Consider the following 236-nt stretch of genomic DNA (forward strand, 5'->3'; position numbering starts at 1 on the left):
AGGCCATCCACACGGCCGCGCAGCACGGCGAGTTCCTTCTCGAACTCGGCCATCAGGCGCTTCAGCTCGTCGGTCACCTCGGTGATCCGGTCGAGGCAGGCGTTCAGCAGGGCCGCCGCTTCATAGCGGGTCATGGCCTGGCCGCCCTTGTAGGTGCCGTTCGGGTAGCCGGCGACGCAGCCGTAGCGCTCGATCAGGTTCGAGAGGGCCTGGAAGGCCCAGTCGGTGGGCTTGAC

1 protein-coding gene is annotated in these 236 nt (G+C 67.8%); it reads right to left on the reverse strand.

What is annotated here, in order from left to right; translation table 11 throughout:
• Positions 1 to 236, reverse strand: a 236-nt coding sequence (locus KUG38_RS16790; protein ID WP_216923553.1) for an iron uptake porin, incomplete at both ends; no start/stop codon positions are given.

Origin of the sequence: Synechococcus sp. CCAP 1479/9, assembly GCF_019038535.1 — a bacterium.
GTDB lineage: Bacteria > Cyanobacteriota > Cyanobacteriia > PCC-6307 > Cyanobiaceae > Cyanobium.